The sequence below is a fragment of the Mycobacterium szulgai genome (genome assembly GCF_002116635.1).
GTDB lineage: Bacteria > Actinomycetota > Actinomycetes > Mycobacteriales > Mycobacteriaceae > Mycobacterium > Mycobacterium szulgai.
On the sequence record NZ_LQPW01000150.1, the window covers coordinates 54,676 to 76,168 of the forward strand.

The following is a 21,493-nucleotide window of genomic DNA, read 5'->3' on the forward strand; positions in this document are numbered from 1 at the left end:
TGAGGAGGTCTCCGTTGGTGGCAGGAGGGTAGCGATGGACTTCGCGGAGCTACCGCCCGAAATCAATTCGGCCCGTATCTATTCCGGTCCCGGCTCGGCACCGCTGATGCAGGCGGCCGCGGCCTGGGCGCGGCTGTCCAACGAACTGAACGCGACCGCGGCTACCTACGAAGCGGTGATCGCCGGGCTCAGCGCGCAGGAGTGGCAGGGCGCGTCAGCGCTGTCGATGGCCGCCGCGGCGGCACCTTACGTCGCCTGGATGAAGGCCACCGCCGCTCAGGCCGAGCAGGCCGCGGCGCAGGCCGTGACCGCGGCGAACGCGTACGAGTCGGCGTACGCGGCGACCGTTCCGCCCGTCGCGATCGCCGCCAACCGCACCTCGACGGTTGCCCTGGCCCAAACCAACATCTTCGGGCAGAACACCCCGGCGATCGCCAGCAACGAAGCCGACTACGGCGAAATGTGGGCCCAGGACATCGTCGCCATGGATGGCTACGCCGGCACCTCTGCGGCGGCATCTGAGCTGACGCCGTTCACCCCGCCCCCGGCGACTACCACCGAGAGCGCACTGACCGCCGAACCGGCCGCGGCCGTGTCCGCGCTGACCGCGCCCGCGGCGTCGATCGGCCTACCGACACCGATCGGCGACCTGGACCTGCTGGTCGCGGCGGCCGTGGTGGTCGCGGCCGTCAGCACCGGCGTACAGGGGGCGCAGCTGGTCGAGGTCTATCGACACGACGCCATCTCCGAGGACGACGCCAGTCGTGGCTGCGGCGGCATCGACGACAGCGGCGCGGCCGGCGGGGGAAACATCTCGGTCCCGGGCGGCGCGCGGGCCGACGATGCGAACCCGGGGGCGTCGGGACGCCTGGTGCCGGGGGTCAAGCCGCCGGTCGCCGCGCTTTCGGGCTATTCGTCCAACGCCGGCGGGCTATCCGTGCCGCAGAGCTGGTACCAGCCACCAGCGGTGCGCCAGATCGCTGCAATGTTCCCCAACGCCACACCGATGTACATGACCGGCAGTTCCGACGGCTCATACGCCGGCCTGGCGGCCGCCGGTCTGGCGGGCACCAGCGTGGCCGGGCTGGCGGCGCGCGGCAGTTCCTCCTCGGGAACGAGCACCCAGCCCACCACACCGGGCGGCGGTGCCGGCGGAGCCGCGGCGGCGGCCAAGCCCGCGGCGAACCAACCCGCAATACCGGCGGCGGCGGCCGGCGCGCACTTTCCGGGACTGCCGGCTGGCCTGCCCCCTGGCGTCGTCGCCAACCTCGCGGCAACCCTGGCCGCGATTCCCGGGGCCACGATCATCGTGGTGCCGCCGAACCCGAATCAGTAGTCCGTTACGGCTGGCCGGGCAATAGCCGGACCATCAACCCGTTGCCCTCGGCCAGCACCGCCTCGCTAGGCCCGTTCGCGTCGACCAGTTCTGCCGTCACGAACGCCTTGCGGCCCTCGGTGCGGCTCACCCGCCCGCGGATCAGCAGCGGCGTATCGATCGGGGTGACCTTGCGGTAATCCACGTGCAGGAACGCCGTGCGGCTGATCGGTCGTCCCGCCGCGTGCGAAATCATGCCGAACATGTGGTCAAACAGCAGCGGCAGCACACCGCCGTGCACCGCGGAGTTACCTCCTACGTGAAATCTGGTGAAGGACCCGGTCATCTCGACGCCGTCGGGCTCATAGCGGGTCAAGGTCCACGGTGGCAGCAACAGGCTGCCCATGCCGGGCAGGTCCGGCGTCCGGCCGGCCGGCGCCTTGCCCTCTTCGGCCTGAAATGGGCCGAGCAGCTCGACCAGCACGGCGGCGCGCTGCGCCGCCTCGTCCCACACGTCGTCGCCGGGATCGGCGGACACCGCCAGATCCTGCAACCGGCGCATGGTCGCCACGAAGTTGCGGAAGCCGGCGCCCGGATTGGCCGGACCGTATTCGGGAAAGCCGCCGTGGTGCTCGTATTCAGGATCTTCGTCTTCGGGCCGCGGTTCCGGCGCGATCGACGAGTAGTGCGTCACCGGCGCGCCGCCAGGATGTCGCGGCGCACGATGGTCTGATCCCGTCCAGGACCGACCCCGATGCACGAAATGGGTGCTCCGGCAAGCTCTTCCAGCCGCAACACGTAGTCGCGCGCCTTGGCCGGCAGGTCGTCGAATTCGCGCGCGGCCGAGATGTCTTCCCACCAGCCGGGCATCTCTTCGTAGATCGGCGTGGCGCCGCAGAGGTCACTTTGGGTCATCGGCATCTCGTGGGTGCGCTTGCCGTCGATCTCGTAGCCGACGCACACCGGGACGGTTTCCAGGCTGGACAGCACGTCGAGCTTGGTCAAAAAGAAGTCGGTGATGCCGTTGACCCGGGTCGCATACCGCGCGATGACCGCATCGAACCAGCCGCAGCGCCGGCGCCGCCCGGTCGTCACACCGAATTCGCCGCCGGTCTTGGACAGGTACTCGCCGTTCTCGTCGAACAGCTCGGTGGGGAACGGGCCGGAGCCCACCCGGGTGGTGTAGGCCTTGAGAATCCCGAGCACGGTGGTGATCCGGGTCGGACCGATGCCGGATCCGACGGCCGCACCGCCCGCCGTCGGATTCGACGACGTCACGTACGGGTAGGTGCCGTGGTCGACGTCGAGCAGGGTGCCCTGCGAGCCTTCGAGCAACACGGTTTCGCCTGCCTCCAGCGCGGCGTTGAGCAGCAGCCGGGTGTCGGCGATGCGATGCTGGAAACCCTCGGCCTGCTCCAGCAGCGCCTCGACGACCTGGTCGGGCTCCAGCGCCTTGCGGTTGTAGATCTTTACCAGCACCTGGTTCTTGAACTCGAGTGCGGCCTCGACCTTGTGGGTGAGCTGTTCGGGGTTCAGCACATCGGCAACCCGGATCCCCATCCGGGCGATCTTGTCTTGATAGCAGGGCCCGATGCCGCGGCCGGTGGTGCCGATCTTCTTGCTGCCCATGTAGCGCTCGGTGACCTTGTCGATGGCGACGTGGTAGGGCATCAGCAGGTGGGCGTCGGCGGAGATCAGCAGCTTGGAGGTGTCGACGCCGCGGTCTTCCAGGCCCTTGAGTTCGTCCAGCAGCACGCCGGGATCCACCACCACGCCGTTGCCGATGACGTTGGTGACACCGGGCGTCAGCACACCCGAGGGGATGAGGTGCAACGCGAAGTTCTCACCGGTCGGCAACACCACGGTGTGCCCGGCGTTGTTGCCGCCCTGATAGCGCACCACCCAGTGCACCCGGCCACCGAGCAGATCAGTGGCCTTACCTTTGCCCTCGTCGCCCCATTGGGCGCCGATGAGGACGACTGCCGGCATGACGTGCTCCCGCCTGGGTCTAATGGTGACGACCCGCTGCGCCCGGCCGGCGCCGCGCTTGCGATCGCCGCCTGGGTCTAATGGTGACGACCCGCTGCGCCCGGCCGGCGCCGCGCTTGCGATCGCCACCTGCTCTCCCGGGTTGTCCCCGCTTATTGTGGTCCAGCCGGTGACCTACCCTACCTAGCGGTTAACGAGGAGTGTCATGAATGCGGCCGTGTTGCTGTTCGGCGATTCCGGCGTGCCGCGGCCGCTGGTCGGTTTGCCGGTCTTCGTTCGCGAGCCGGACAGCGGCTTGGACGCGGCTGACGGGCCCTATCGGCGATTGATCGTGGTGGGCACCGACGCCGACCTGGCCGCCGTACTCACCCGGTTATTGCGCGCCGAGCGACTCGACGTCGAGGTCGGCTATGTGCCGCGCCGGCGCACGCCGGCGACCCGGGTCTATCGGTTGCCTGCCGGACGCCGCGCGGCCCGGCGGGCCCGGCGTGGGACCGCCGCCCGGGTCCCGCTGATCCGCGACGAGACCGGCACCGTGATCGTGGGCCGGGCCAGCTGGCGGCCGGCCGGCGACGAGTCGGTGATCCATGGCGAGGCCGTCGTCGACGACACGGTGCTGTTCGACGGCGACGTCACCGGCGTGTCCATCGAGCCGACGGCGGCGCTACCCGGCCTGCGCGCCGCGCTGCCCGGCCGGCGGCCGTGGCGCCGCTGGGTCAGTGGGCGCGCCGTCCAGCTGGGCACGACCGGCGCCGCGGTGCTGCGCGACGGCGTTACGGCACCCCGCAAGGTGCGGCGCTCAACCTTCTACCGCAACATCGAGGGATGGTTGTTGGTTCGGTAGTACGACCCAGCCCGATCTTCCTGGGCCTCATCGCGGCCACCGCCGTCGGCGGCGCACTGGCCTGGGCGGCCGGGGCGAGCGTGCGTCCGCTGTCCTATGCCGGGGTGTTCATCTTCGTGATCGCCGGCTGGTTGGTGTCGCTGTGCCTGCACGAGTTCAGCCACGCGTTCACCGCCTGGCGCTTCGGCGACCAGGACGTGGCCCTGCGCGGCTACCTGAGCCTGGACCCGCGCCGCTACAGCCATCCCATGCTGTCGCTGGGTTTGCCGATGTTGTTCATCGCGCTCGGTGGCATCGGCCTGCCCGGCGGCGCGGTGTACCTACACACCTGGTTCATGAGCGCGCGGCGGCGCACCCTGGTCAGCCTGGCCGGACCCGCAGCCAACCTGCTGCTGGCTGTGTTGCTGCTGGTGACAACGCAGCTGCTGTACAACCCGGCGCACGCGGTGTTGTGGGCGGGCGTGGCGTTTCTGGGGTTCCTGCAGATCACCGCGGTAGTGCTGAACCTGCTGCCCATCCCGGGCCTGGACGGTTACGACGCGCTGGAGCCGCACCTGAGTCCCGAGACGCAGCGCGCGGTGGCACCGGCCAAGCAATTCGCACCCTTTTTTCTGCTGTTCTTCTTCCTGGCACCCGTGCTTAACCGGTGGCTCTTCGGGCTTGTGTACTGGTTGTTCGATCTCTCCGGTGTGCCGCATTGGCTGGCGGCCGCGGGTGGCACGCTGACCCGGTTCTGGAGCATCTGGTTCTGATAACTATTGCAATATATGCGTTATTACGCATATATTACTGCGCATGGGCGCAGGCCACAGTCACAGTCATACCCCCACCGAGGCGGACGCTTCGCGGATGATTCCGCGGATGGTGATCGCGGCGGGCATCCTCGCTGCGTTCTTCGTGGTGGAGCTGACCACCTCGCTGCTGATCAACTCGATCGCGCTGCTGGCCGATGCCGGACACATGCTGACCGACGTGGTGGCCGTGTTCATGGGTCTGGCCGCGGTCGTGCTGGCCCGCCGCGGCAGCTCCTCCCCCAACCGCACCTTCGGCTGGCACCGCGCCGAGGTGTTCACCGCGGTGGCCAACGCCGTGCTGCTGATCGGCGTCGCGCTGTTCATCCTCTTCGAAGCGATCGAACGCCTCCGTGAGGCACCGTCGATCCCGGGCGTGCCGATGGTCGTGGTGGCGCTGGCCGGCCTGCTCGCCAACTTCGTGGTCGCGCTGTTGCTGCGCTCGCACGCCGACGGCAGTCTCGCGGTCAAGGGCGCCTACATGGAGGTGGTCGCCGACACCGTCGGCAGCCTGGGCGTGTTGATCGCCGGCATCGTCACCATCACGACGAGCTGGCCGTATGCCGACGTGGTGGTTGCCGTCCTGGTCGCGCTGTGGGTGCTGCCGCGGGCGATCGCGCTGGCCCGGGCCGCGCTGCGGATTCTGTCCGAGTCCTCACCGGCGCACATCGACGTCGACGCCTTGCGCCACGCGCTGGGCGACGTCGACGGGGTGAGCGATGTGCACGACCTGCACGTGTGGACGCTGTCGCCCGGCAAAGACATGGTTACCGCGCACCTGACCAGCGACGGCGACTCCGCCCGGGTGCTGCACGACGCGCGCGAGGTGTTGCATGAGCACGGGCTGGACCACGCCACCGTCCAGATCGAGTCCGCGGACGGCGACGCGCACTGCAGCGAGACCTACTAAGGGCCCGACTAAAGACCGAGGGCCTGGCGCGCGGCGGGGTCGCAGTCGTCGAGCAGATCCAGGCAGCGGTACAGCTCGTCGGTCTCGCCGATGGCGTCGGCGGCACGGGCCAGCGCGGCCACGCACCGCAAAAAGCCCTGGTTCGGTTCGTGTGCATAGGGCACCGGACCGAAGCCTTTCCAGCCGTTGCGGCGCAATTGGTCGAGGCCACGGTGATAACCGGTGCGGGCATATGCGTAGGCGGTGACGGCTTTGTCGTCGGCCAGTGCCTGCTCAGCCAACGTCGCCCAGGCCACCGAGGCCGACGGATGCGCGGCCGCGACAATGCTCGGGTTTTCGCCGGCCAGCAGCTCCTCTTCGGCTTCGCCGCCAGGGGGCAGCAGGATCGGATCAGGTCCCAGGAGATCACCCATCTGCGTCATGGGCTCTATTGTGCCGTTCCGCGTGTGTGCCGTTCCGCGTGTGTGCCGTTCCGCGTGATTGTGCCGTTCCGCGTCGCGGCTGGCGGGTCGCTAAGCTCCTTTCATGCCCAACGCACCCGAGCCCGACCGCGACGGCACTGAAGACACCGGCACCGAACCCCCCCTGATTCCGAACGACTCGGAAACCGAAACCGTGGTGATCAGCAAATCCGATCCGCCGGAAGCTCCGGAGCCGCTCAACCCGGATGCGCCGCGCGAACGCCGCTTCACCGCTCCGGGCTTCGACGCCAAAGAGACCCAGGTCATCGCCACCGCCCCCGAGGCCGCCACCGAGGTCTTCCAGACCCATCCCGGTCCGGGCGGCTCGCCGACACCGCCCGGCATGCATCCGAAAACGGCTGTGCCGCAATCCATCCCACCGCGTGACAGCGGCAAGCCGGGGTCGTCCAAGCAACACAAATGGGGCTGGGTGCTGGCGATCGTGGTGATCGTGCTCGCGTTAGCGGCAATCGCCATCCTGGGCACCGTGCTGCTGACCCGGACCAAGCATTCGAAGGTGTCGCAGGAAGAACAAGTGCGACACACCATCCAGAGCTTTGACATCGCGATCCAGACCGGCGATCTGACGGCGCTGCGCAGCATCACCTGTGGCACCACCCGCGATGGTTACGTCGAGTACGACGAAAAGGCTTGGGCGGAAAGCTATCGCCGGGTTTCGGCGGCCAAGCAGTATCCGGTGATCGCCAGCATCGACCAGGTCGTGGTCAACGGCCAGCACGCCGAGGCCAACATCACCACGTTCATGGCCTACGACCCGCAGCTGCGCTCGACCCGCAGCCTCGACCTACAGTTCCGCGACGATCAGTGGAAGATCTGCCAAGCGCCCTCGAACTAGCCGTCTAACGCTCGCGCCGAGCGTGCACTGATTGCGAGATTCGGGCCAGATTTTCGCAGTGAGTGCACGCTGGGCGGCAGAGGGTCAACTCGAGCTGAGCGCCTTGCCGGCGCAGTGCAGATCGTTGCAGGCCTCGATGACCCGCTCGGTCATCGCGGCCTCGGCCTTCTTCAGATAGCTGCGCGGGTCGTAGACCTTCTTGGCGCCCACCTCGCCGTCGACCTTGAGCACGCCGTCGTAGTTGGTGAACATGTGGCCGGCGATCGGGCGGGTGAACGCGTACTGGGTGTCGGTGTCGACGTTCATCTTCACCACCCCGTAGCGCAACGCCTCCTCGATCTCTGACTTCTCCGAGCCCGAGCCGCCGTGGAAGACGAAGTCGAACGGCTTCGCGTCGTCCGCGAGACCGAGTTTGGCCGCCGCCACCTTCTGCCCTTGGGCCAGGATGTCGGGGCGCAGCTTGACGTTGCCGGGCTTGTAGACCCCGTGCACGTTGCCGAACGTCGCGGCCAGCAGGTACTTGCCGTGTTCGCCGTGGCCCAGAGCGTCGATGGTCTTCTCGAAGTCCTTTGGGGTGGTGTAGAGCTTGTCGTTGATCTCGTTGGCGACGCCGTCCTCTTCGCCGCCCACCACGCCGATCTCGATCTCCAGGATGATCTTGGCGGCCGCGGCCTGCTTCAGCAGCTCTCGGGCGATCTCCAGGTTCTCGTCGATCGGCACCGCGGAACCGTCCCACATGTGCGACTGGAACAGCGGGTCCCGGCCCTTGCCCACTCTTTCTGCGGAGATGGCCAGCAGTGGGCGCACGTAGGTGTCGAGCTTGTCCTTAGGGCAGTGGTCGGTGTGCAGCGCGACGTTGATCGGGTATTTGGCGGCGATGACGTGGGTGAACTCGGCCAGGGCCACGGCCCCGGTCACCATGTCCTTGACGCCCAGGCCGGAGCCGAACTCCGCACCACCGGTGGAGAACTGGATGATGCCGTCGCTGCCGGCATCGGCGAAGCCTTTGATTGCCGCGTTGACGGTTTCCGAGGAGGTGCAGTTGATAGCCGGAAATGCGTACGAGTTCTGTTTCGCACGGCCCAGCATCTCGGCGTAGACCTCGGGCGTTGCGATGGGCATGAAACTTCCTCCTACAAGGCTGGGTCCACTCAGTATTACAACGCCGGTATGTTGAAGCGTCATGAGCACCGCCGTGACGGCCCTGCCGGACATCCTCGACCCGATGTACTGGCTGGGCGCCGGCGGGGTGTTCGGCTCCGCGGTGCTGCCCGGGATCCTGATCATCGTCTTCATCGAGACCGGATTGCTGTTTCCGCTGCTGCCGGGTGAGTCGCTGCTGTTCACCGGCGGATTATTGGCCGCGCACCCTAACCCGCCGGCCAACATCTGGGTGCTGGCCCCCGCGGTCGCGGTGGTTGCGGTGGCCGGTGATCAGTGTGGCTATTTCATCGGGCGCCGTATCGGGCCGGCCTTGTTCAAGAAGGAAGATTCGCGCTTCTTCAAGAAGCACTACGTGACCGATTCGCACGCCTTCTTCGAGAAATACGGTCCGTGGGCGATCATCCTGGCCCGGTTCGCCCCGTTCCTGCGGACGTTCACACCTGTGATCGCCGGGGTGTCCTACATGCGCTACCCGGTGTTCCTCGGTTTCGACATCGTCGGCGGTGTCGCCTGGGGCGGGGGCGTCACGCTGGCCGGCTACTTCCTGGGCAACGTGCCGTTCGTGCACCAGAACCTGGAAAAGATCATCCTGGCCATTCTGTTCGTCTCGCTGCTGCCGGCGCTGATCGGCGGCTGGCGCGCCTACCGCTCCAGGCGCCGCGCCGCCAAGAGCGAGTCCGAGCCCGCATTACCCGACTGAGGCCGCGTGCGCGGCCTCCATCAACATCCAGCCCGACAGCTGCACCGACAGGTCGCGCTCGGGGATTTCTGAGCTCATCACCGCGCCCTCGACGAACTCCGCCTCCTTGCCGGTCGCGGTGGGCAGCTCGGCGTCGCGGTCCCAGAACGCCCCGAATACCGGTAACCCGTCGACCGTTTGCCGGTAGTCCCACGCGGATTTGGCGCTGGACAGCACTATTGCCCGAGCGGCATCGCGGGTGGTGACGTCGGCGGCGGAATCCCCCGGCAAGGTGGTGGCCACCAGCGCGAGGTAGCGAGCGGTGATGCCCGCGAACAGGCCGCCGTCCCCGCCGCCCGCACCGCGCAGCACGCCGGAGGGCGCCATGTGCTCGCCCACGGCCGCGACCAGACGATGCACCCGCGCCTGATGCCGCTGCCTGGCTTCGGCGCCGGTGCGCGCGGCCAGCTCGGTTTCCAGTCCCAGCACCACACCCTGGCAGTAGGTGTACTGCGCGCGCACCAGTGAGCCGGCCTTGATGCCGTCGAACACCAGGTGTGTCTCCGGGTCGATCAAGGTGCGGTCGATCCAGTCACCCATCTGCTCGGCCCGTTTGAGCCAGTCGCCGTAGCGGGCCAAAAAGATTCCGGCCGGGCCGTTGGCGGGAGCGTTGAAGAACTGGTCCTGCTTGCGCCACGGGATGCCGCCGCCGTCTTCTGGCACCCACGCCTTGACGAACTGCTCGGCCAGCTTGGGCAGCGCGCGCTTGCGTTCGACACCGGCTATCCGGGCCGCACGCTCTAAGGCCAGCGCCAGCCACGCCATGTCGTCGTAGTAACTGTTGACCCAGGAGAGGTTGTTGCGCAGACGATGCGAGCGGACCTGCCGGTTGATTCGGGTGTGCCGCTGCGGCTGCGGATCGCGCAACTGCGCGTCGACCAGGCAATCCAGCAGATGCGCCTGCCACCAGTAATGCCAGGTTCCGAACAACCTGTCTTTTCGGTCCGAGGGCCAGGCCACCACTCCCAGTTGGGTTCCCGGAAGCGCCCAGAGCCGTTTCAGGTGCCGTTGGGTGACGGCCGCTTCGGAGCTGGCTGCGCGGTTTGCCCAAACCTGATCCATACCTGGATCCTGCCTTACCCCGGTTGTCGGCGTACTTCTGCTGCCTACTTCTCCTTCGATTCCTGGATCAAGGTCGCCGCCGTTCGCTTCAGCACATCCCGCTGCCTGGCGAGTTGACTCGCCGCCTTGCGCAGCTGGTCGAGCTCGTCGCGTTCGCTGAGCAAGTCGTCGGGTGGGCCGGCAGCGTTGCCCGGCGCATCTGCACTCCCGGCAACCACTTTCGCGGGTATTCCGGAACGCACGCGCCCCCGGTCACCTCTTGGCGCGTTGACGACGCTCGTTATCGGACCCATCGGCGGCATGCCGCCGTACATCAGACTTCCGGCATCGGCGACCGGTAACCCGATCGCGCAAGCCGTTGCGGCAAGCCGGATTTCCGGAGCCTCGGCAATCCAGGATGGCGGCACCGATAGCTTTCCCACCGACGGCGCCTGGCCTGCACTTGCTGACGGCGATGCACTTGCAAGCGCGACCTCGGGCGCCGCCACCGCCGGTGTCACCGCCGTCGCCGGCGCCGAAAGCGCGGTGGCCAACGGATTGAAGCACACGGCGATCATCGGCGCCGCGGTCAACATCACCCCGGACACAAGGAAATTCACTCCATAAGAGAACGTGCCCAAGCCCAGGGTGCCTTCGACAACTGATTGGAAGACGTGCACCGGCGGACTGGCGAGAAGATCCATCAGCAACTGCGAGACGCTTACCGATGATGCCGCGGAAGAGAGTCGGCTCAGCAGGGCGGGCGCCACATCGAGCGCGGCCGCCGGGTTGGTGCCCGGCGGCGGTGCGGTGAACGGCGTCAATGTGGTTGCCGCCGCCGAAGCACCGGCATAGCTGTACATCGCCGCGCCATCCTGAGCCCACATCTGCCCATACTGCGTCTCGGTCGCCGCGATCGCCGCGCTGTTCTGCCCAAAGACGTTGGTAGCCACCAACGCCGCCAACAACGCCCGGTTCAGCTCGATCTCCGCCGGTGGCACCGTGGCCACATACGCCGCCTCATAAGCGGCCACCGCCGATCGCAGCTGACCAGCGGTTTGGGCAGCCAAACCAGCGGTCGCGTTCAGCCACGACAGATACGAAGCCGCCGCCTCGGCCATCGACACCGCCGACGGCCCCACCCACTGCCGCGTGACCAGCTCAGCCACCACCGTCGCGTAAAGCTCTGCCGCCGAACCCAATTCAGCAGCCAGCCCATCCCACGCCTGCGCAGCCGCCGCCAATGGCGCCGCGCCCACACCCGCATACATCCGGGCGGAGTTGATCTCCGGCGGCAGCGCCCCATAGTCGATGAGGCCGATCACCACATGGCCTCCTTGATCAAGCGGGCTGCCGCATCCCGCTCCGTGGCCAATTCGGCGATCTCCTTACGCAGCCGGGCTATTTCGTCGCGCTCGCGGTCGCTCAAGGCGCTGGCGACAGGTTGACTTTGGTGCGGCCGGCCCGACCCCTGCCCCTCGGCGTCGGGCTCCCGAGCCCACGGTGGTAGCACCTTGCTCCGCACACCGCAGCGAGGCTTGCTCTCGCCACCTTTGGCGGCGTTGCCCAAGCCACTGACCACGGGCAACCCGCCACCGCAGCCGTCCGGGCCCAGTATCGCGGCCTGCGGCAGACTACCGAGCGCGCTGGCCGGCAACTGCGTTGCAGCAAGCCGGATTTCCGGGGCCTTCATGCTCCAGGTCGCAGGCACCGATAGCCTGCCGACCGAGGCCGCATCGCCGTATGAACTCACCAGGGTCGGCCCGGGCGCGGCGCTGGACACCTCGGCTACGTCGGCCGCGGCCTGCGCAGGCAGCGCAAGCGGATAAAGCGAGGAGAAGTAGGGCGTGAACCCCGAGGCCAGAAACGCCCAGCCACTGAGCTCCGTGGCGAATTGACCCATATCCGAGCCGAATCTGTTGACAGCGATGTTCGCCGGATCGGCTAACATACTGTCCAGCAGCGCAATTGGGTCAACCGATGTTCCCGAGGCAAGGCCCTGTAGCAGATTGGGCACACTGGAAATCTGCGCGATCACCTGGGCAAGCGTCGGCTGGGCGGCCGGGTCGGCATTTTGCGCCGGTGCGGTGAACGGCGTCAATGTGGTTGCCGCCGCCGAAGCACCGGCATAGCTGTACATCGCCGCGCCATCCTGAGCCCACATCTGCCCATACTGCGTCTCGGTCGCCGCGATCGCCGAGCTGTTCTGCCCAAAGACGTTGGTAGCCACCAACGCCGCCAACAACGCCCGGTTCACCTCGATCTCCGCCGGTGGCACCGTGGCCACATACGCCGCCTCATAAGCGGCCACCGCCGATCGCAGCTGACCAGCGGTTTGGGCAGCCAAACCAGCGGTCGCGTTCAGCCACGACAGATACGAAGCCGCCGCCTCGGCCATCGACACCGCCGACGGCCCCACCCACTGCCGCGTGACCAGCTCAGCCACCACCATCGCGTAAAGCTCTGCCGCCGAACCCAATTCAGCAGCCAGCCCATCCCACGCCTGCGCAGCCGCCGCCAATGGCGCCGCGCCCACACCCGCATACATCCGGGCGGAGTTGATCTCCGGTGGCAATGCCGCAAAATCCACCATCAGCTCCACCTCACGTATCAGCGCCCTAACGCCCAAATGGCAAGCAACTGAGCGAAATCCGTCGAGAAGTTGTACCGTCAAAGCGCGGAGCAAACGCTCCACTCGCTACTTTTTAGCACGCTGAGCAACAATGTGCGACGCGTGCTTATGGATGGAGGAAGTCGACGTGGTCGCAAGCGAGGAATCGCAAACCTACCTTGAGAAGCGACAACTCAAGACTGGTAGCGCCGGCTGGTTATTACTGGCGGGGTTGGGTGTCAGCTATGTCGTCTCGGGTGACTATTCCGGGTGGAACTTCGGCTTGGCCCGCGGCGGCTTCGGCGGATTGCTGATTGCTACCGCAGTGATCGCCGCCATGTATTTGGCGTTGGTTCTCGGCATGGCCGAGTTGTCTTCAGCGCTGCCGGCCGCCGGCGGTGGCTATACGTTCGCCCGCCGCGCCCTGGGGCCGTGGGGCGGGTTCGCGACGGGGACGGCGGTATTGATCGAATACTCGATTGCGCCGGCGGCAATCGCTACGTTCATCGGCGCATATGTGCAGTCCCTCGGGTTGTTCGGCATCCGGGACGGGTGGTGGGTATATCTGACGATCTACCTCGTTTTCATTGGCATTCACCTGGCCGGGGTGGGCGAGGCGCTGAAAGTGATGTTCGTAATCACCGGAATCGCACTGGTGGGCATCGCGATATTCGCATTCTCGGCCATTGACCATTGCTCGCTTGCGAATCTCACCGATATCGCACCCTCTCGAGCCGCGGGCGCATCGGCCTTTCTGCCGCATGGTTATCTGGGCGTCTGGTCGGCTTTGCCGTTTGCCATCTGGTTCTTTCTCGCGGTCGAGGGAGTGCCGCTGGCGGCCGAGGAGACGACAGAACCGGCACGCAATGTTCCGCGCGGCATCACCGCGGCGTTCACAGTCCTGCTGGTGACGTGTGTGCTCGTGCTGCTGCTGACCACCGGCGCCGGCGGGGCCCACGCCATGTCGGCATCGGGCAACCCGCTGGTCGAGGCATTAGGACACACCTGGGCAGCCAGGGTTGTCAATTACATCGGATTGGCCGGGCTCGTCGCCAGCTTCTTCTCCATCATCTATGCGTATTCTCGGCAACTGTTCGCCCTGTCGCGGGCGGGATACCTGCCGACGCGGCTGTCGATCACCAATTCGCGCAGAGCGCCCACGCTGGCACTCGTCATTCCCGGTGCCATCGGTTTCGCACTGTCCACGACAGGCAAAGGTGATCTCCTGCTGAATATGGCGGTATTCGGTGCCACGCTCAGCTACGTGTTGATGATGGTCAGTCATATTGTGTTGCGACGCCAAGCTTCCGAAATGGCCCGCCCCTACCGGACACCGGGCGGAATCGCCACGACGAGCTTTGCATTGGTTGTCGCCACACTGGCGCTTATAGCGACGTTCTTGGTTAACACCGTGGCCGCCGCGTGTTGTTTGGTTGTATTCTTCGGCTTCCTCGCTTATTTCGCAGTACACAGCCGGCATCGATTGATCGCCCACGCTCCGGACGAGGAACTGGCCGGCTTATGACTTACCGGCAGACCGTTTCGGGTACCACCTACACCTTTGACGACCTTGTGGAGGTGATGGCGAAAGCGACGCCGCAGCGCTCCGGCGACGAGCTCGCCGGCTGTGCGGCCCACTGCGATGCCGAACGTGCAGCGGCGGCATGGGTATTGGCCGACCTGCCGCTCACAACCTTCCTCAACGACATGGTGGTGCCCTACGAAACCGACGAAGTCACCCGGCTGATCATCGACAGCCATGATCGCGAGGCATTCAGCTCGATCGCCCACTTGACGGTCGGCGGCCTGCGTGACTGGCTGCTGGATTCGGCCGCACGCGATGACAGTGCGGCGCGCATCGCCGCGATCGCCTCCGGCCTGACACCAGAGATGGCCGCCGCGGTGTCCAAGATCATGCGCAATCAGGACCTGATCCTGGTGGCTGCCGCCAGCTGCGCTACCGCTGCGTTTCGTACCACGATCGGGCTGCCGGGGCGGCTGGCCACCCGGCTGCAGCCAAACCATCCGACCGATGACCCGCGCGGGATCGCCGCCGGGATGCTCGACGGATTGTTGATGGGGTGTGGCGATGCGGTAGTTGGTATCAATCCGGCGAGCGACTCGCCGCAGGCGACGGCGGATCTGCTCTGTCTACTCGACGACATCCGGCAGCGTTTCAGCATCCCCATGCAGTCCTGCGTACTGTGCCACGTGACGACCACCATGGAGTTGATCGACAAGGGTGTCCCTGTCGACCTCGTCTTCCAGTCGATCGCGGGCACCGAAGGCGCTAATTCCAGTTTCGGTGTAACCATCCCAATGCTGTTGGAAGCCAACGCGATTGCGCGATCCCTAGGACGCGGCACCGTCGGCGACAACGTGATGTACCTCGAGACCGGACAGGGTTCGGCCCTGTCGGCGGGGGCGCACCTGGGCGTGGGCGGCAAGCCCGTCGACCAACAAACGCTGGAGGTGCGGGCTTACGGGGTGGCCAGAGCGCTGCAGCCGTTGTTGGTCAATACGGTGGTCGGGTTCATCGGACCTGAATACCTTTATGACGGTAAGCAAATCATTCGCGCCGGCCTGGAAGACCACTTCTGCGGCAAGCTGCTCGGCCTACCGATGGGTGTCGACGTCTGCTACACCAACCACGCCGAAGCCGACCAGGACGACATGGATACGCTGCTCACCCTGCTGGGGGTGGCGGGCGCCGCGTTCGTGATCGCCGTCCCGGGTGCCGACGACATCATGCTCGGCTATCAAAGCCTGTCCTTCCACGATCCGTTGTACGTCCGGCAGGTACTGCGACTGCGCCCGGCACCCGAATTCGAGACGTGGCTGGCCGGTCTGGGGATGGTCGACACCAGCGGGCGCATTCTGCCCGTCGATCTCGCGGCCTCGCCGCTGCGCGCATTGGCAACCGGTGCTTGACACACCGGAGCCGCGGCCTGCAGACGATGTGTGGGCAGTATTGCGGCAGGCCACCCAAGCTCGGATCGGACTTGGGCGAGCGGGCAATTCGCTGCCGACTCGCCGAGTCCTGGAGTTTCAGGCCGCCCATGCCGCCGCTCGCGACGCCGTGCATGATCCGCTCGACGTCGACGCCCTCACCGAGCAGATCGGCAAGCTGGGTATCGGCGCGCCACTGCGGGTGCGGAGCAGTGCCACCTCACGGAGCGAGTACCTTCGCCGGCCCGACCTTGGCCGCTGTCCCGCAGACCTGTCCATCTTGCCGAATACCGGCGCAGACATCGGTATCGTGCTCGCCGACGGGCTATCTCCCTGCGCGCTCAATCACCATGGCGCTCAGCTGGTTTCGGCGCTGGTGCACGAATTCAACGGCCGATACCGAATTGCGCCACCGGTGATCGCAACGCAGGCTCGGGTCGCCCTCGGCGACCACATCGGGGACGCGTTGGGCGTACAGACGCTGCTGATGATCATCGGCGAACGCCCTGGCCTATCCGTCGCCGACAGTCTCGGCATCTACCTGACCCAACTGCCGTCACCCGGTCTCAGCGATGCCGACCGCAACTGCATCTCCAACATCCATCCACCCGACGGCCTCGACTACCAGGCCGCCGCGGCCATCGCCGCCGCGCTCGTCGCCGGCGCACGCAAACTGGGCCGCTCGGGGGTCACCCTCAAAGACACCTCTCGCACCGAATTGGCCGGCGAGGATTCAGCGTCGAATAAACGCGTGAGTATTGACTAAAGCGCTCCGCAGTCCGGGCCAGCAGCGATAAATTCAGCGCGTTCCCGCTTGTTGCCCCAGGCTTGCAGGAGGACAGCTCATGTCGTTTGTGGTCGCGGGTGCCGAGGCGATGTCGGCGGCGGCCGGAGACCTGGCGGGGCTCGCCGCGACGCTGCATTCGGCGAACGCGGCGGCGGCACTGCCGACCAGTGTGCTAGCTGCCGCCGGTGCCGACGAGGTGTCGGCAGCGGTGGCCTCCCTGTTTGCCGGCAACGCGCAGGCCTATCAGTCGTTGAGTGCGCAGGCGGCGGCATTTCACGAGCAGTTCATCCAGTCACTTAATGCGAGCGCGCGCTGGTATGCCGCAGCCGAGGCCGCCAACGCCTCGCCGCTGCAGCTGCTCCTCGATGCCATGAATGCCCCCACCCAGCTGCTGTTGGGCCGCCCGTTGATCGGTAACGGCGCCGATGGCGCGCCGGGGCAGAACGGCGGGGCCGGCGGGCTGTTGTTCGGCAACGGCGGTGCCGGCGGGGCCGGTACCGCGGGACATCCCGACGGGGGCAACGGTGGAGCGGCCGGGCTGTGGGGCGACGGCGGTGGCGGCGGGGCCGGATTGGCCGGTGCCGGCGGCGCCAACGGCGGCCGCGGGGGCAACGGCGGATCCGGCGGGTGGCTGTATGGGTCCGGAGGTACCGGTGGGGCCGGGGGCGTCGGAGGCGCCGGAGCGGTCAATCAGGCCGGCGGCGCCGGGGGCGATGGCGGCGCTGGCGGGAGCGCCGGCCTGTGGGGCAGCGGCGGTGCCGGCGGGCAAGCCGGCACCGGTGGCGACGGCGGGGCCGGCGTCAACGCGAGCAGCAGCCAGGCCGCGACCGGTCAAGCGGGCCTCAATAGCCCTCAGGGCAACGGCGGACTCGGCGGCACCGGCAAAGACGGCGTGGCCGGGCAGACCGGTGGCGCCGGTGGCGCCGGCGGCGCGGTCCTCGACGGCGCGAGTCTGGGCCTAACCGGCGGCAACGGCGGGACCGGCGGGGCCGGTGGCCTCGGTGCGAACGGCGGCGACGGCGGCGCTGGGGGCTATGCCAACGCGAGCGCCGGGGTGGGCGCCACTACGACCGGCGGCGCGGGCGGTGTAGGTGGGGTCGGTGGTGACGGTGTGGCCGGCGCCGTCGGCGGCGCCGGCGGCAACGGCGGTGCCGGCGGCCACGGCGGATGGCTGTTCGGCGCCGGTGGTCAGGGCGGAGCCGGCGCCAATGGCGGCGTCGGCGGTGCGGCCGCTGCGGGTGCGACGGGCGGGGCCGGCGGCCAGGGCGGTGAGGCCACCGTCGCGTTCGTCACCGCAACCGCCTACGGCGGCTCCGGCGGTCCAGGCGGCGCCGGAGGTAACGGCGGTGTCGGTGGGGCCGGCGGCGCCGGCGGCAACGGCGGCGCCGGCGGGGGCGCGGGATTCTTCAGCCATACCGGCGGCGGGGGTGCACATGGCGTGGGTGGCGCCGGCGGCGGCGCCGGCGACAGCGGCGCCGGCGGGGCCGGTGGCGCGGGCGGCCAGGGCATCATCGCCGGGACCCCGGCACTCGCCGGCCAAGCCGGCGCGACCGGCCCACTTGGTCAACCCGGAGCAACGGGCGTGGCCGGCGCCAGCGGTGTGGACGGAGTTTCCGGCGCGTCTGGGTTGCAGCAGGTGATCGCCGCGGCCAATGAACCCACACAGAGTCTGTTGGGCCGGCCGCTGGTGGGCAATGGCGCCAATGGCGGACCCGGACAAGACGGCGGACCCGGCGGACTGTTGTTCGGCAACGGCGGCAACGGCGGGGCCGGTACGGCGTCGCACCCCGACGGCGGCAACGGCGGATCGGCCGCGCTGTGGGGCAACGGCGGGGCCGGCGGCGCCGGCCTGGCCGGCGCTAGCGGCGCGAACGGTGGCAACGGCGGCAACGGCGGCAACGGCGGGTGGCTGTTCGGCGCCGGCGGAGCCGGCGGCAACGGCGCCATTGGTGCGGCCGGGCTGACCAATCAAGCCGGCGGCAACGGCGGCAATGGCGGTCACGGCGGCAGCGCCGGCATGTGGGGCACCGGCGGTGTCGGCGGGCAGGCCGGCGCCGGCGGCAACGGCGGCGCCACGCAAAACGTGGTGAGCGGGCAGGCGCTGGCCGGTAACCCCGGCTCCGGCAGCGCAGCGGGCAACGGCGGAATCGGCGGCACCGGCCAGGACGGCGCGTTCGGCCAGACCGGCGGCATCGGCGGCGACGGCGGCTCCGTCAGCAACGGCGCCACTACCTTCCTTGCCGGCGGCGACGGGGGCAACGGAGGCGCGGGCGGCGCGGGTGCGCCCGGGGGCAACGGCGGTGGCGGCGGCGGGGTGACCAACGCCGGTGAGGTCACCGCTACCGGTGGTGCCGGGGGTACCGGCGGCCACGGCGGCGTCGGCATCAATGGCGGCGCCGGGGGCAACGGCGGCAACGGCGGCGCTGGCGGTCGCGGCGGCTGGCTCTTCGGCAACGGCGGCAACGGTGGCGCCGCCGCCAACGGTGGTAATGGAAGTTCTGGTGCGGCCGGTGCTACCGGCGGCATCGGCGGGGCGGGTGGCACCGCCACTGTCGCCTTGAACGCCGGCCCGGCCTACGGCGGCTCCGGCGGGCCCGGCGGCAGCGGCGGGGACGGCGGCACCGGCGGGGCGGGTGGCGCCGGCGGCACCGGCGGCGCCGGTGGGGCCAGCGGATTCTTCGGCGACCCGGGGGCCGGTGGCAATCACGGCGCGGGCGGCCACGGTGGCGGCGGCGGTAATGCCGGCGGCGGCGGAGCCGGTGGTGCCGGCGGCAGCGCAGCCTGGCGCAACGGCGAGGGCGGGCAGGCCGGCCCGTCGGGTCACGCCGGCGCTACGGGCTCAGACGGCGCCAGCGGCCTGGACGGCGTTGCCGGAGCTTCGGGGCTGCAGCAGACCCTTGCCGCGGTCAACGCACCCGCCCAAGAGCTGTTCGGCCGCCCCCTGATCGGCAACGGCGCCGACGGCGGTCCCGGACAAGACGGCGGCGACGGCGGCCTGTTGTTCGGCAACGGCGGCAACGGCGGAGCCGGTGACGCCACACACCCCAACGGCGGTCATGGCGGATCCGCCGGACTCTGGGGCAACGGCGGAGTCGGCGGGGCCGGGGTCGCGGGTACGGCCGGCAACCCCAGCGGCAATGGCGGCAACGGCGGCAGCGGCGGATGGCTCTACGGCTCGGGCGGGGCGGGCGGAGCCGGTGGCAATGGCGCGGCGGGCGCGGCCAATCAGGCCGGCATCGCCGGCGGTAGCGGAGGCAATGGCGGACAGGCCGGGATGTGGGGCACCGGCGGCGCCGGCGGTCAAGGCGGTGTCGGCGGTCTCGGCGGCGCCGGTCAGAACAACCCGAGCGGAACAGCCAGTGCCGGTCACCCGGGCGACAACACCGATACCGGAATCGGCGGCATTGGCGGCATCGGCCAGTCTGGCAGCTTCGGGCAGACCGGAGGCGGCGGCGGCGGCGGCGGGGACGTCACGCAAGGCATATCGACCGGCGTGGTCGGCGGAACAGGCGGAACCGGAGGTGCCGGCGGCGCCGGGGCCCCCGGTGGCGCCGGCGGCGGAGGCGGCAGCGCAGTCACAACCGGCGGTCACACAGCGACCGGTGGGGCCGGGGGTATCGGCGGTGTCGGAGGGACCGGCGCCAACGGCTGGACCGGCGGCGCCGGCGGCAACGGCGGCGCCGGCGGCCGGGGCGGCTGGCTGGTCGGAGCCGGTGGCCTCGGCGGAGCCGGGGCCAACGGCGGTATCGGTGGCGCCGGTGCCGCCGGTGCAACCGGCGGGGCCGGCGGCGACGGCGGCCACGGCGACAGCTACGGCGGCGCCGGCGGTCGCGGCGGGGCCGGCGGTGACGGCGGCGACGGCGGGAGCGGCGGCGCGGGTGGTAACGGCGGCGCCGGCGGCGCCGGCGGATTGTTCGGCAAGTCCGGCGCCGCAGGCGCCGGCGGTTTGGGTGGCAGCGGTGGCGCCGCCGGCGCCGGCGCCGGCGGCGGTAGCGGTGGTGATGGCGGCAGCGGCACCGCTCCGCCCTACTTCGGCCAGCACGGCCCGGCCGGCCCGAGCGGCCTTGCCGGGGCCACGGGCCCATCCGGGGCAGACGGACTGGACGGCTGATGTCGTTTGTGCTCGTTGGTACCGAGACGCTGTCCGCTGCGGGGGCGGACTTGGCGGGCCTCGCTGCGGCGCTGCGCTCGGCTAACGCGACCGCAGCACTCCCGACCACCGCGGTACTGGCAGCCGCCGCCGACGAGGTGTCGGCGGCGGTGGCCTCGCTGTTCGCCGGTAATGCACAGGCCTATCAGTCGCTGAGCGCGCAGGCGGCGGCCTTTCACGAGCGGTTCGTGCAATCGCTGAATGCGGGTGCGCGCTGGTATGCCGCCGCCGAAGCCGCCAGCGCCTCACCCCTGCAGGATGCGATAAATGCGCCCACCCAGCTGCTGTTGGGCCGCCCGCTGATCGGCGACGGCGCCAACGGCGGTCCGGGACAAGACGGCGCGGCCGGCGGTCTGTTGTTCGGCAACGGCGGCAACGGCGGGCCCGGTACCGCGGGACACCCCAACGGCGGCAACGGTGGATCGGCCGGGCTGTGGGGCAACGGCGGGGCCGGCGGGGCGGGTTTGGCCGGTGCCGGCGGCCGTGGGGGTAACGGCGGGGCCGGTGGCTGGCTATACGGCGGCGGCGGGGCCGGCGGCAACGGCGGCACCGGCGGCGCCGGAGCGGCCAATCAGGCCGGCGGCGCCGGTGGTGACGGCGGCACGGGCGGCAATGCCGGCCTGTGGGGCACCGGCGGTGAAGGCGGGCAAGCCGGTGACGGCGGTGACGGCGGCAGCGGCGTCAACGCATCGAGCGGGCAGGCGACGGCCGGTAAGGCCGGCGCCGGCAACTTCACCGGCAATGGCGGTGTCGGCGGTACCGGCCGTGACGGCGTGGCCGGGCAGACCGGTGGCGTCGGCGGGCCCGGCGGGGGCGTTCTCAACGGCTCGTCGACCGACATGGCCGCGGGCGCCGGCGGTAACGGGGCTGCGGGCATCGGCGGTCT

Annotated in this window: 18 protein-coding genes; 11 read left to right on the forward strand and 7 right to left on the reverse strand. The window is 69.2% G+C overall.

Features of this window, described 5'->3' with window-relative positions:
- Positions 1–34: 34 nt before the first annotated feature.
- Positions 35–1,336 (forward strand): PPE family protein, encoded by a 1,302-nt coding sequence (locus tag AWC27_RS22545; RefSeq protein WP_085672511.1) that lies wholly within the window; start codon positions 35–37, stop codon positions 1,334–1,336.
- A gap of 4 nt (positions 1,337–1,340) precedes the next feature.
- Here the strand turns inward: AWC27_RS22545 and AWC27_RS22550 are convergent, their stop codons facing one another.
- On the reverse strand, positions 1,341–1,991 hold the full coding sequence (locus AWC27_RS22550) for a PaaI family thioesterase (protein ID WP_139837156.1): 651 nt from the start codon (positions 1,989–1,991) through the stop codon (positions 1,341–1,343).
- A 14-nt stretch (positions 1,992–2,005) separates the two neighbouring features.
- On the reverse strand, positions 2,006–3,304 hold the full coding sequence (locus AWC27_RS22555) for an adenylosuccinate synthase (protein ID WP_085672513.1): 1,299 nt from the start codon (positions 3,302–3,304) through the stop codon (positions 2,006–2,008).
- A 205-nt stretch (positions 3,305–3,509) separates the two neighbouring features.
- Here AWC27_RS22555 and AWC27_RS22560 point away from each other — a divergent pair, with 205 nt between their 5' ends.
- Genes AWC27_RS22560 through AWC27_RS22570 form a run of 3 tightly spaced genes read left to right on the forward strand, consistent with a single transcriptional unit; the run spans position 3,510 to position 5,849 of the window.
- A complete protein-coding gene (locus AWC27_RS22560) occupies positions 3,510–4,148 on the forward strand; it encodes a peptidase M50 (RefSeq protein WP_085672514.1) in 639 nt (212 codons plus the stop codon).
- Positions 4,130–4,900 carry a site-2 protease family protein gene (locus AWC27_RS22565; RefSeq protein ID WP_083114282.1) on the forward strand — a complete coding sequence of 257 codons (771 nt, stop codon included), beginning with the start codon at positions 4,130–4,132 and terminating at the stop codon, positions 4,898–4,900. Before AWC27_RS22560 ends, AWC27_RS22565 begins: the two co-directional genes overlap by 19 nt.
- Before the next feature lie 43 nt (positions 4,901–4,943).
- Positions 4,944–5,849 (forward strand): cation diffusion facilitator family transporter, encoded by a 906-nt coding sequence (locus AWC27_RS22570; RefSeq protein WP_085672515.1) that lies wholly within the window; start codon positions 4,944–4,946, stop codon positions 5,847–5,849.
- Between the two features lie 8 nt (positions 5,850–5,857).
- Here the strand turns inward: AWC27_RS22570 and AWC27_RS22575 are convergent, their stop codons facing one another.
- Complete coding sequence (locus AWC27_RS22575) at positions 5,858–6,271, reverse strand: DUF3151 domain-containing protein (protein WP_083114284.1); 414 nt, start codon at positions 6,269–6,271, stop codon at positions 5,858–5,860.
- Positions 6,272–6,374: 103 nt separating this feature from the next.
- Here AWC27_RS22575 and AWC27_RS22580 point away from each other — a divergent pair, with 103 nt between their 5' ends.
- Positions 6,375–7,166, forward strand: coding sequence for an Rv0361 family membrane protein (locus AWC27_RS22580; protein ID WP_083114285.1), 792 nt, complete (start codon positions 6,375–6,377; stop codon positions 7,164–7,166).
- An 84-nt stretch (positions 7,167–7,250) separates the two neighbouring features.
- Here the strand turns inward: AWC27_RS22580 and fbaA are convergent, their stop codons facing one another.
- Entirely contained in the window at positions 7,251–8,288 is a 1,038-nt protein-coding gene (fbaA, locus tag AWC27_RS22585; RefSeq protein WP_083114286.1) for a class II fructose-bisphosphate aldolase, read from the reverse strand.
- A 61-nt stretch (positions 8,289–8,349) separates the two neighbouring features.
- Between fbaA and AWC27_RS22590 the strand changes: the two genes are divergently transcribed.
- Positions 8,350–9,030 (forward strand): VTT domain-containing protein, encoded by a 681-nt coding sequence (locus AWC27_RS22590; RefSeq protein WP_083114287.1) that lies wholly within the window; start codon positions 8,350–8,352, stop codon positions 9,028–9,030.
- Here the strand turns inward: AWC27_RS22590 and AWC27_RS22595 are convergent.
- From AWC27_RS22595 to AWC27_RS22605, 3 genes are read right to left on the reverse strand one after another with little or no spacing between them, the layout of a single operon-like run.
- Positions 9,019–10,131: a glycoside hydrolase family 76 protein gene (locus tag AWC27_RS22595; RefSeq protein WP_083114288.1), complete on the reverse strand. Its 1,113-nt coding sequence runs from the start codon at positions 10,129–10,131 to the stop codon at positions 9,019–9,021. The two genes, AWC27_RS22590 and AWC27_RS22595, sit on opposite strands and share 12 nt — an antisense overlap.
- A gap of 44 nt (positions 10,132–10,175) precedes the next feature.
- Positions 10,176–11,423: a PPE family protein gene (locus tag AWC27_RS22600; RefSeq protein WP_085672524.1), complete on the reverse strand. Its 1,248-nt coding sequence runs from the start codon at positions 11,421–11,423 to the stop codon at positions 10,176–10,178.
- A gap of 8 nt (positions 11,424–11,431) precedes the next feature.
- Positions 11,432–12,703 carry a PPE family protein gene (locus AWC27_RS22605; protein WP_245847419.1) on the reverse strand — a complete coding sequence of 424 codons (1,272 nt, stop codon included), beginning with the start codon at positions 12,701–12,703 and terminating at the stop codon, positions 11,432–11,434.
- A gap of 151 nt (positions 12,704–12,854) precedes the next feature.
- On the opposite strand from AWC27_RS22605, the gene eat reads away from it, so the two are divergent.
- The 5 genes from eat to AWC27_RS22630 all read left to right on the forward strand — a co-directional run.
- Complete coding sequence (gene eat / locus AWC27_RS22610) at positions 12,855–14,246, forward strand: ethanolamine permease (RefSeq protein ID WP_085672516.1); 1,392 nt, start codon at positions 12,855–12,857, stop codon at positions 14,244–14,246.
- Positions 14,243–15,652, forward strand: a complete 1,410-nt coding sequence (locus tag AWC27_RS22615) for an ethanolamine ammonia-lyase subunit EutB (RefSeq protein WP_085672517.1) — start codon at positions 14,243–14,245, stop codon at positions 15,650–15,652. The genes eat and AWC27_RS22615 overlap by 4 nt, the downstream gene beginning before the upstream one ends.
- Positions 15,645–16,436 carry an ethanolamine ammonia-lyase subunit EutC gene (eutC, locus tag AWC27_RS22620; RefSeq protein WP_085672518.1) on the forward strand — a complete coding sequence of 264 codons (792 nt, stop codon included), beginning with the start codon at positions 15,645–15,647 and terminating at the stop codon, positions 16,434–16,436. The genes AWC27_RS22615 and eutC overlap by 8 nt, the downstream gene beginning before the upstream one ends.
- Positions 16,437–16,515: 79 nt before the next feature.
- Positions 16,516–20,568, forward strand: a complete 4,053-nt coding sequence (locus AWC27_RS31655) for a PE family protein (RefSeq protein ID WP_085672519.1) — start codon at positions 16,516–16,518, stop codon at positions 20,566–20,568.
- On the forward strand, positions 20,568–21,493 hold a 926-nt coding region (locus AWC27_RS22630), incomplete at its 3' end, for a PE family protein (RefSeq protein WP_139837155.1). The genes AWC27_RS31655 and AWC27_RS22630, both read left to right, overlap by 1 nt.

What these genes read in the sequence shown, in the direction of transcription:
- AWC27_RS22545 (WP_085672511.1), top strand. Translation starts at nt 35, where the DNA reads ATGGACTTCGCGGAGCTACCGCCCGAAATCAATTCGGCCCGTATCTAT.
- AWC27_RS22555 (WP_085672513.1), bottom strand. Translation starts at nt 3,304, where the DNA reads ATGCCGGCAGTCGTCCTCATCGGCGCCCAATGGGGCGACGAGGGCAAA.
- AWC27_RS22560 (WP_085672514.1), top strand. Translation starts at nt 3,510, where the DNA reads ATGAATGCGGCCGTGTTGCTGTTCGGCGATTCCGGCGTGCCGCGGCCG.
- AWC27_RS22565 (WP_083114282.1), top strand. Translation starts at nt 4,130, where the DNA reads ATGGTTGTTGGTTCGGTAGTACGACCCAGCCCGATCTTCCTGGGCCTC.
- AWC27_RS22570 (WP_085672515.1), top strand. Translation starts at nt 4,944, where the DNA reads ATGGGCGCAGGCCACAGTCACAGTCATACCCCCACCGAGGCGGACGCT.
- AWC27_RS22575 (WP_083114284.1), bottom strand. Translation starts at nt 6,271, where the DNA reads ATGACGCAGATGGGTGATCTCCTGGGACCTGATCCGATCCTGCTGCCC.
- AWC27_RS22580 (WP_083114285.1), top strand. Translation starts at nt 6,375, where the DNA reads ATGCCCAACGCACCCGAGCCCGACCGCGACGGCACTGAAGACACCGGC.
- fbaA (WP_083114286.1), bottom strand. Translation starts at nt 8,288, where the DNA reads ATGCCCATCGCAACGCCCGAGGTCTACGCCGAGATGCTGGGCCGTGCG.
- AWC27_RS22590 (WP_083114287.1), top strand. Translation starts at nt 8,350, where the DNA reads ATGAGCACCGCCGTGACGGCCCTGCCGGACATCCTCGACCCGATGTAC.
- AWC27_RS22595 (WP_083114288.1), bottom strand. Translation starts at nt 10,131, where the DNA reads ATGGATCAGGTTTGGGCAAACCGCGCAGCCAGCTCCGAAGCGGCCGTC.
- AWC27_RS22605 (WP_245847419.1), bottom strand. Translation starts at nt 12,703, where the DNA reads ATGGTGGATTTTGCGGCATTGCCACCGGAGATCAACTCCGCCCGGATG.
- eat (WP_085672516.1), top strand. Translation starts at nt 12,855, where the DNA reads ATGGAGGAAGTCGACGTGGTCGCAAGCGAGGAATCGCAAACCTACCTT.
- AWC27_RS22615 (WP_085672517.1), top strand. Translation starts at nt 14,243, where the DNA reads ATGACTTACCGGCAGACCGTTTCGGGTACCACCTACACCTTTGACGAC.
- AWC27_RS31655 (WP_085672519.1), top strand. Translation starts at nt 16,516, where the DNA reads ATGTCGTTTGTGGTCGCGGGTGCCGAGGCGATGTCGGCGGCGGCCGGA.